Origin of the sequence: Phenylobacterium sp., from assembly GCF_030693805.1 — a bacterium.
Lineage (GTDB): Bacteria > Pseudomonadota > Alphaproteobacteria > Caulobacterales > Caulobacteraceae > Phenylobacterium.
On sequence record NZ_JAUXZW010000175.1, the window covers coordinates 1 to 6,744 of the forward strand.

The window sequence follows — 6,744 nt, forward strand, 5'->3', positions numbered from 1 at the left end:
GGATATCGCTTGGTCTTCTTCGCGATCTTGGCCATCCGGCCACGGCTCTGCTCGGTCCACATCCCGAGCTTGAATCACAGACCACGATGAAGCGGAATCACCGCTCACGCCTTTTCCAAACAGCCTCATAGACCGCAAGGTTATCGGGTGGCATTGCAGGCTCCACCTCGTCCAAAGGTGACGCCTCATTATCGGGGCGATTATGGGCAGCCTCAGCCTCGATGGCCCGCCTAAATGCCGAGCGTCGGGTCCGCTTTCCACCCATAGGAGCTTGCAAGGTCCGCTATCGGGCCAGGCGTCGCAGGGACGGCTGCGTTGTCAGGAACGCCGCTTACCGTCGGGCGCCTTGAGAAAGCGCCGATGCGTTTTGGGGCCGGCTGGTGGAGAGGCCGCGACACAAAACATGTCGGAACTGACCCAGAGGTGTTTAACGATATATATTTTCCAATGTCAGTATTGATGCGTCTATATGATCAATGGAAGGGTGGAGATTTAAAGAGCATGTAATATTTTCTGGCTACATGCCTTTACAAATATTTGGCACTTGCGTTTCGATACTCATTGTCTTGGCGCAGACCATTATTCCGACCTCCGGCCGTTATGAGCCCAACCAATTTGTGTCGAGTCGTGGTTGATATGGCCGGCGCACACCCAACCTCGATCGGTGTGGCCGCACAATCTAGCGCACAGAGCATCGCTTTTTCTCCCACCCAGTCTGGACGTGCAGCGAAAGCCGAAGTTAGAACAAGCCCTTGCGCGAATGGCCCGGTAGCTCAGCAGGATAGAGCAGCGCTTTCCTAAAGCGAAGGTCGGGGGTTCGAGTCCCTCCCGGGCCGCCATTGGTTCTCCACAGCTTGGCCGGCCTCAGGCGATCGGCCGGCGGAACAGGTAGAAGGCGAACCCCATGCTCTCGCGGCCCTCCTCGAGGTAGAGGGTGCGCAGCATCGAGGCGCGCAGGCGGATCGCGTCGGCGTCGGCGGACGGCGTGTGTTCCTCGGCCCAGGCTTCCAGCGAGGCGTTCATCCGCCAGACGAACTCCTCCCACTCGGCGTCGGGGCTGACGGCCACGTGGTGGGGGACCAGGCCCGCGGCTTCGCCAGCCGCCACCCAGCCGGCCAGGGTGTCGAAGCGCTCCTCGGAAAACACGGTGGCGAGCTTGGCGCTGGGCGGGCGTCGCCAGAACGGGTCGCCCCAAAGCAGCCAGCCGCCGGGCGCGATCGACGGGATCAGCGCCAGCATCACGTCCACAGGGCGTCGCACGCCGGGCAGGACGTCGATCGCCCCGATCATGCTGACCAGCCGGTGCTGGCCGGCGGCGGCGAGGTAGTCCTGGGCCGCGCCCTCGACGATCTCGACAACGCCTTGGCTGCGGGGCTTTGCGGCGGTCTCGCGCGCCACCTCGGCCACCGGCGCGAACCGCTCCACGGCGCTGAGATGCAGGCCGAAGCGCTCGGCCATCCACACCGAGACGATGGCGTTGCCGCAGCCGAGATCCGCCGCCCGATCGCCCGCCGCCAGGTCCGTATAGGCCAGCGTCCGCTCAAGCTGCTCCATCGAGAACGGATTGCTGATGCGGTGCCAGCGATAGCTGATGTAGCCGAGCGTCGACGGATCCATGGAGGTCCCTTGCGGTGGTCGTCTCCGTTATCGACGAGGCGTGCGCAGCCTGTCGAGAGCGCTGGCCGCGCGCTGCGCCAAAGGCTTTGCGCGCAGCGGCGGGCTCGGCGATCATGGCGTGGGTTCGGGGGAACGGCATGGCCGCATTGCGTCACCTGCGGGTGCTCTATGTTCAGGTGCTGATCGGCATCGCCCTGGGGGTCGCGGTCGGCGCGCTGTGGCCGGACATCGGCGCCGCTCTGAAGCCGTTGGGCGATGCCTTCATCAAGTTGATCAAGCTGTCGGTCGCCCCGGTGATCTTCTGCACCATCGCCGCCGGCGTCGCGCGGATGAGCGACATCAAGGCGTTCGGCCGCCTGGGCGGTCGAACCCTGATCTATTTCGAAGTCGTCTCGACGCTGGCCCTGGTCCTGGGCCTGATCGTCGGGCGGGTGGTGCAGCCGGGCAGGGGGTTCAACGTCGACCCCGCCACGCTCGACCCGTCGGTGGCCGCCGGCTACGTCGAGAAGGCGGCGCATGGGGAGGGCCTCGTCGCCTTCCTGCTGCACCTGATCCCCGACACCTTCTTCAGCGCCATCGCCGAGGGCCAGCTGCTGCAGGTGCTGGTGGTGGCGCTGCTCACCGGCTTCGCCTGCGCCCGGATGGGGGAGTTCGGCGACCGCGTGGCGAACGTGCTCGACGACATCGGCCGGGTGTTCTTCGGCATCATCGGCGTGGTGGTGAAGCTGGCGCCGATCGGTGCGTTCGGGGCCATGGCGTTCACCATCGGCAAGTACGGCGTCGAGTCGCTGATCAACCTCGGCGCGTTGATCGCCACCTTCTATGCGACGTCGATCCTGTTCGTGGTCCTGGTGCTGGGCGCGATCGCCGCGGTGAGCGGCTTCTCGATCTTCAAGTTCATCGCCTACATCCGCGAGGAACTGCTGATCGTGCTGGGCACCTCGTCGTCGGAGTCGGTGCTGCCGCAGATGATGCAGAAGCTGCAGCGGCTGGGGGCGGGCAAGACCACCGTCGGGCTGGTGATCCCCACCGGCTACAGCTTCAATCTCGACGGCACCAACATCTACATGACCCTGGCGACCCTGTTCCTCGCCCAGGCCACCAACACGCCGCTGACGCTTTTCCAGGAGCTCACCCTGCTTGGCGTCGCCATGCTGACCTCGAAGGGAGCCAGCGGCGTCACCGGCGCCGGCTTCATCACGCTCGCCGCGACCCTGGCGGTGATCCCGGATCTGCCGATCGCCGCGCTGGCTCTGCTGGTCGGCGTCGACCGCTTCATGTCGGAGTGCCGGGCGCTGACCAACCTGGTCGGAAACGGCGTCGCCACGCTGGTGGTGGCGCGATGGGAAGGGGACCTCAGCCGCGAGACCCTGGCGCTCGAACTGGCGCGCGGACCCGACGCGATCCCGCACGCCGTCTTGACCGAAGCGAATTCTCCGGCCGACTGATCAAGCTCAATGAGGCTTAACAACTTTGGATTGAATCTGTGTTACGCCTCGGTTTCAACCTGACGAGTCGCCTGTCACAGGCCGACCCTGGAGATTGCGATGGTCCAAGCCGCCGCAGTGGTGGAAGACTTCGAAGCGCCGGCTGGCGCCGATCCCCTGTTCACCCTGGTCGAAACGATCGAGGCGCTGTCCCTCGCCCGCACGGTGGACCAGGTGGCCGCGGTGGTGCGATCGGCGGCGCGGCGTATCACCGGCGCGGACGGCGTGGCGTTCGTGTTGCGCGACGTGGACCAGTGCTGGTACCTCGACGAGGACGCCATCGGGCCATTGTGGAAGGGTCTGCGGTTTCCGATGACCGCCTGCATCTCGGGATGGGCGATGCTGAACAAGCAGACCGCGATCATCCCGGACATCTACGCCGACGACCGCATTCCCCATGACGCCTACCGCCCGACCTTCGTCAAAAGCCTGGTGATGACGCCGGTGCGGCCCGCCGATCCGATCGCGGCCATCGGCGCCTATTGGTCCGTCGAGCGCCAGCCGACCCAGGACGAGGTGGTCAAGCTGCAGATCATGGCGCGCGCCACCGCCGGCGCGCTCGAGAACGCCCAGATGTACGCCTCGCTGACCGAGACGCTGGAGCGTCGCAAGTTCCTGCTGCGGGAGCTGGACCACCGCTGCAAGAACACGCTGGCCGCCGTGCAGTCGATCGCCGACCAGACGCTGCGCAAGGCCGCCTCGCCGGCGACCTTCGTCGAGGCGTTCAATGGCCGGCTGAGCGCGCTGTCGCGCGCCCACGAACTTCTGACGCGCCAGGAATGGGGCCGCGCGCGGCTGAACGATGTGCTGGAGCAGGCGCTGTCGCCGTTCGGCGAGATCGACGGCGCGCGGATCTCGCTACAAGGCCCGGCGATCACATTGGCGCCGGAGACCTCTGTCAGCGTGCACATGACGGTGCACGAACTCGCGGTCAACGCCGCCAAGCACGGGGCGCTGACCACCGAGGACGGCCGCGTTGAGATCATGTGGAGCGTCGACATGGCGCAAGAGCAGCGCGAACTGCTGCTGGAATGGCGCGAGTCCGGCGGGCCGCCGGTCTCCATGCCGACCCGGGCAGGCTTCGGGATGCGTTTGATCGAGGGCGGTCTCGCGCGCGATCTGCACGGCGAGTGCGCTGTCGATTTCGCGCCCGAGGGCCTGCGGTTCACCCTGCGCGTCCCCCTGTCGCCCAGGATCGCGCTCGCCTGATGAAATCTCCACGCGTGATTCTGGTCGAGGACGAGAGCCTGGTGGCGCTCATGATGCAGGACCTGTTGACCGACCTGGGCTGCGAGGTGGTGGCCTCGTTCGGGTCGCTGAACCCTGCGCTGATCTGGCTAGAACGCCAGGAGACCCCGCCGGACGGCGCCGTTCTCGATGTGAATTTGGGCGGCGAGCTGGTCTTCCCGCTCGCCGCGGCCTTGGCGGCCAGGCGGGTGCCCTTCGCGTTCGCCACCGGTTACGGCGCGGTAGGCGATGTGCGTTTCGAGTGCGCGCCGCTGCTGCACAAGCCGGTCGACATCGGCAAGCTGGCGCCGATCATAGACCTGTTCACCGAGCGGGCCTAAGCGCGCCGACGGCGTCTGTTCAGGATTGAGGAAATGCGCCCAGGCTCTTGAACCTGGGCGGTATTCCGATCGACGATCAGGCCGCGACGGCCTTGATCAGCGACTTGTTGAGGATGCCGATCGCCGCGTCGCGATCGATCCGCTCGATGGCGGCGACCTCGCGGGCCATGCGGTCCAACGCCGACTCATAGAGCTGACGCTCGGAGTAGGACTGCTCGGGCTGATTCTCGGCGCGGTGCAGGTCGCGCACCACTTCGGCGATGGAGATCAGGTCGCCGGAGTTGATCTTGGCCTCATACTCCTGCGCGCGACGGCTCCACATGGTGCGCTTGACGCGCGCACGGCCTTTCAGCGTGGTCAGCGCCTGGCTCACCACATTGCCTTCGGCGAGCGGGCGCAAGCCTGCGGTGCGCGCCTTGGCCGTGGGGACGCGCAAGGTCATTTTCTCATGATCAAAGGTGATGACGTAGACTTCGAGCGAGATGCCGGCGACTTCCTGAGTTTCGATCCCCTGTACCTTGCCCACGCCGTGGGCCGGATAGACGACGTGATCGCCAACCGCGAAATCAAGACCGTTCTTGCTCATTGCTAATCCTCTCAACATTCGTTCGGGCCTGCGCGGCGACGGTGACGGGCACACTCAGAGACCAAAACAGCGCCGGCCGCTTTTGCGTGCGGCGGCGCCAATCCTCTGAGATGGAGCAATCTCCAAGACACCCTTCACCCTAACGGGCGTTCGTCGGCCGGGGGACGGCGCTACTTCCAGGAGCGACGCATGCGAGCCAAATTGACCTGCCGTAACGTCTTTGATGACGATAGCATAAAATGAAGCCGAATGAAAGAGTTGCCGCCCGGCGTCAGGAGCCGCGGCCAGGCTTCTCGCTGAAGTACTTCTCAAGCTTGCCGGTTTCACGCTCGTACTGCTCGGCGTCGGCCGGGGGCTCGCCCTTGACCGTGATATTCGGCCAGACGCGGGCGTAGTCGGAATTGATGCGCAGCCACTTGCCGTCAGGATCGTCTTCGGTGTCTGGCTTGATCGCGTCCACCGGACACTCGGGCTCGCACACGCCGCAGTCGATGCACTCGTCGGGATTAATCGCGAGGAAGTTCTCACCCTCGTAGAAGCAATCGACCGGGCACACCTCCACGCAATCCATGAACTTACATTTTATGCAGGCATCGGTGACGATGTAGGTCATCGAAGGTTTGGGCTCCGAATTCTTGGCCGCTACGAGGGGCGGGGGTTTTTCACGGCGCGGGGCCGGCTTGTCAATGCGCGACGGCGCGCGCCGCCCTCAAGTTATCTGCAACGGCGAATAGAGGCCGCGAGCTTCGGCCGGCGGGCCGCGCCGCTCACCCAGGGCCTCGACGCGCACCGCCGTCAGCTTCCCGCCGACCGCGAACACTAGGTTGTCGCCGACCTTCACCGTGCGCGACGGCTTGTCCAGGCGGGTTTCCTGGCCGCTGCGCGTCAACCTGACCCGGCTTTCATCGACGAAATGGGCGGCCAGCGTGCGGGTCTTGAAGAACCGTGCGCGCCAGAGCCAGACATCCACCCGGCAGCCGCTGGCGTCCTCGATCACGCCTCGCGCGCCTTCGGTTTGGGCTTACGCCGTCGTCGGCGCGCGGCGAGGGGCGCGGCAACCTGCCGAAGCGCCGCCAGCGCCGCGAATGGCGAGTCCGTCGGCGCGCTGGCGGGGGTTGGGGGCCGAGCGTCGTTGCGTCGACGCCAGGCTGTCGGCTGTCCGACGACGGGCCTGGCGATCGGCGAAAAGCCCAGCGAGCGCAGGATCGCCAGGGTCTCGGCCTCGGTCCAGCCGAGTTCCTCACGCGCCTGGTCGGATAGCAGGGCGCCTTGTCCTTGCCGTGGCGCGGCCCGGAGCAGTTCGTCCAGCCGCTCGAGGCTTTCGACCGGCACGGCGTGTCCGCCGACAGCCCGAAGGCCGTGCGCGCCGAGCGCAGACCCCGGCACGCCGGCGGGCAGAGCGCTCGGCCCGGCGAGCGGCGGGTTCCAGCCCGGAACCACGCGGCCTGCGAAGGCGCGGGTCAGCGCCAAGGCCTCGGGCTTCAAC

General features: G+C 66.1%; 7 protein-coding genes, 1 tRNA gene and 1 pseudogene. 4 read left to right on the forward strand and 5 right to left on the reverse strand.

Features of this window, described 5'->3' with window-relative positions; translation table 11 throughout:
• Nucleotides 1-762: 762 nt before the first annotated feature.
• Nucleotides 763-839: transfer RNA gene (locus Q8M88_RS07270), tRNA-Arg, on the forward strand.
• Nucleotides 840-864: 25 nt separating this feature from the next.
• Here the strand turns inward: Q8M88_RS07270 and Q8M88_RS07275 are convergent.
• Nucleotides 865-1,617 (reverse strand): bifunctional 2-polyprenyl-6-hydroxyphenol methylase/3-demethylubiquinol 3-O-methyltransferase UbiG, encoded by a 753-nt coding sequence (locus tag Q8M88_RS07275; RefSeq protein WP_305595871.1) that lies wholly within the window; start codon nt 1,615-1,617, stop codon nt 865-867.
• A 155-nt stretch (nt 1,618-1,772) separates the two neighbouring features.
• Here Q8M88_RS07275 and Q8M88_RS07280 point away from each other — a divergent pair, with 155 nt between their 5' ends.
• From Q8M88_RS07280 to Q8M88_RS07290, 3 genes are all read left to right on the forward strand, one after another.
• Complete coding sequence (locus Q8M88_RS07280) at nt 1,773-3,065, forward strand: dicarboxylate/amino acid:cation symporter (protein ID WP_305595883.1); 1,293 nt, start codon at nt 1,773-1,775, stop codon at nt 3,063-3,065.
• A gap of 99 nt (nt 3,066-3,164) precedes the next feature.
• Complete coding sequence (locus tag Q8M88_RS07285) at nt 3,165-4,313, forward strand: sensor histidine kinase (protein WP_305595873.1); 1,149 nt, start codon at nt 3,165-3,167, stop codon at nt 4,311-4,313.
• On the forward strand, nt 4,313-4,672 hold the full coding sequence (locus tag Q8M88_RS07290; protein ID WP_305595875.1) for a response regulator: 360 nt from the start codon (nt 4,313-4,315) through the stop codon (nt 4,670-4,672). The genes Q8M88_RS07285 and Q8M88_RS07290 overlap by 1 nt, the downstream gene beginning before the upstream one ends.
• A 76-nt stretch (nt 4,673-4,748) precedes the next feature.
• Here the strand turns inward: Q8M88_RS07290 and Q8M88_RS07295 are convergent, their stop codons facing one another.
• From Q8M88_RS07295 to Q8M88_RS07310, 4 genes and pseudogenes are all read right to left on the reverse strand, one after another.
• Complete coding sequence (locus Q8M88_RS07295) at nt 4,749-5,258, reverse strand: CarD family transcriptional regulator (protein WP_305595877.1); 510 nt, start codon at nt 5,256-5,258, stop codon at nt 4,749-4,751.
• A 271-nt stretch (nt 5,259-5,529) separates the two neighbouring features.
• Nucleotides 5,530-5,871 (reverse strand): ferredoxin FdxA, encoded by a 342-nt coding sequence (gene fdxA / locus Q8M88_RS07300; RefSeq protein ID WP_305595879.1) that lies wholly within the window; start codon nt 5,869-5,871, stop codon nt 5,530-5,532.
• 96 nt (nt 5,872-5,967) lie between these two features.
• Complete coding sequence (locus Q8M88_RS07305; RefSeq protein ID WP_305595881.1) at nt 5,968-6,255, reverse strand: RNA-binding S4 domain-containing protein; 288 nt, start codon at nt 6,253-6,255, stop codon at nt 5,968-5,970.
• Nucleotides 6,252-6,744: pseudogene (locus tag Q8M88_RS07310) on the reverse strand (phosphonate-binding protein); the annotation flags it as partial. The gene Q8M88_RS07305 and the pseudogene Q8M88_RS07310, both read right to left, overlap by 4 nt.

Bases quoted from the DNA above. Each gene is read 5' to 3' on its own strand.
- Q8M88_RS07290 (WP_305595875.1), top strand. From the start codon at position 4,313: ATGAAATCTCCACGCGTGATTCTGGTCGAGGACGAGAGCCTGGTGGCG.
- Q8M88_RS07295 (WP_305595877.1), bottom strand. From the start codon at position 5,258: ATGAGCAAGAACGGTCTTGATTTCGCGGTTGGCGATCACGTCGTCTAT.
- Q8M88_RS07285 (WP_305595873.1), top strand. From the start codon at position 3,165: ATGGTCCAAGCCGCCGCAGTGGTGGAAGACTTCGAAGCGCCGGCTGGC.
- Q8M88_RS07275 (WP_305595871.1), bottom strand. From the start codon at position 1,617: ATGGATCCGTCGACGCTCGGCTACATCAGCTATCGCTGGCACCGCATC.
- fdxA (WP_305595879.1), bottom strand. From the start codon at position 5,871: ATGACCTACATCGTCACCGATGCCTGCATAAAATGTAAGTTCATGGAT.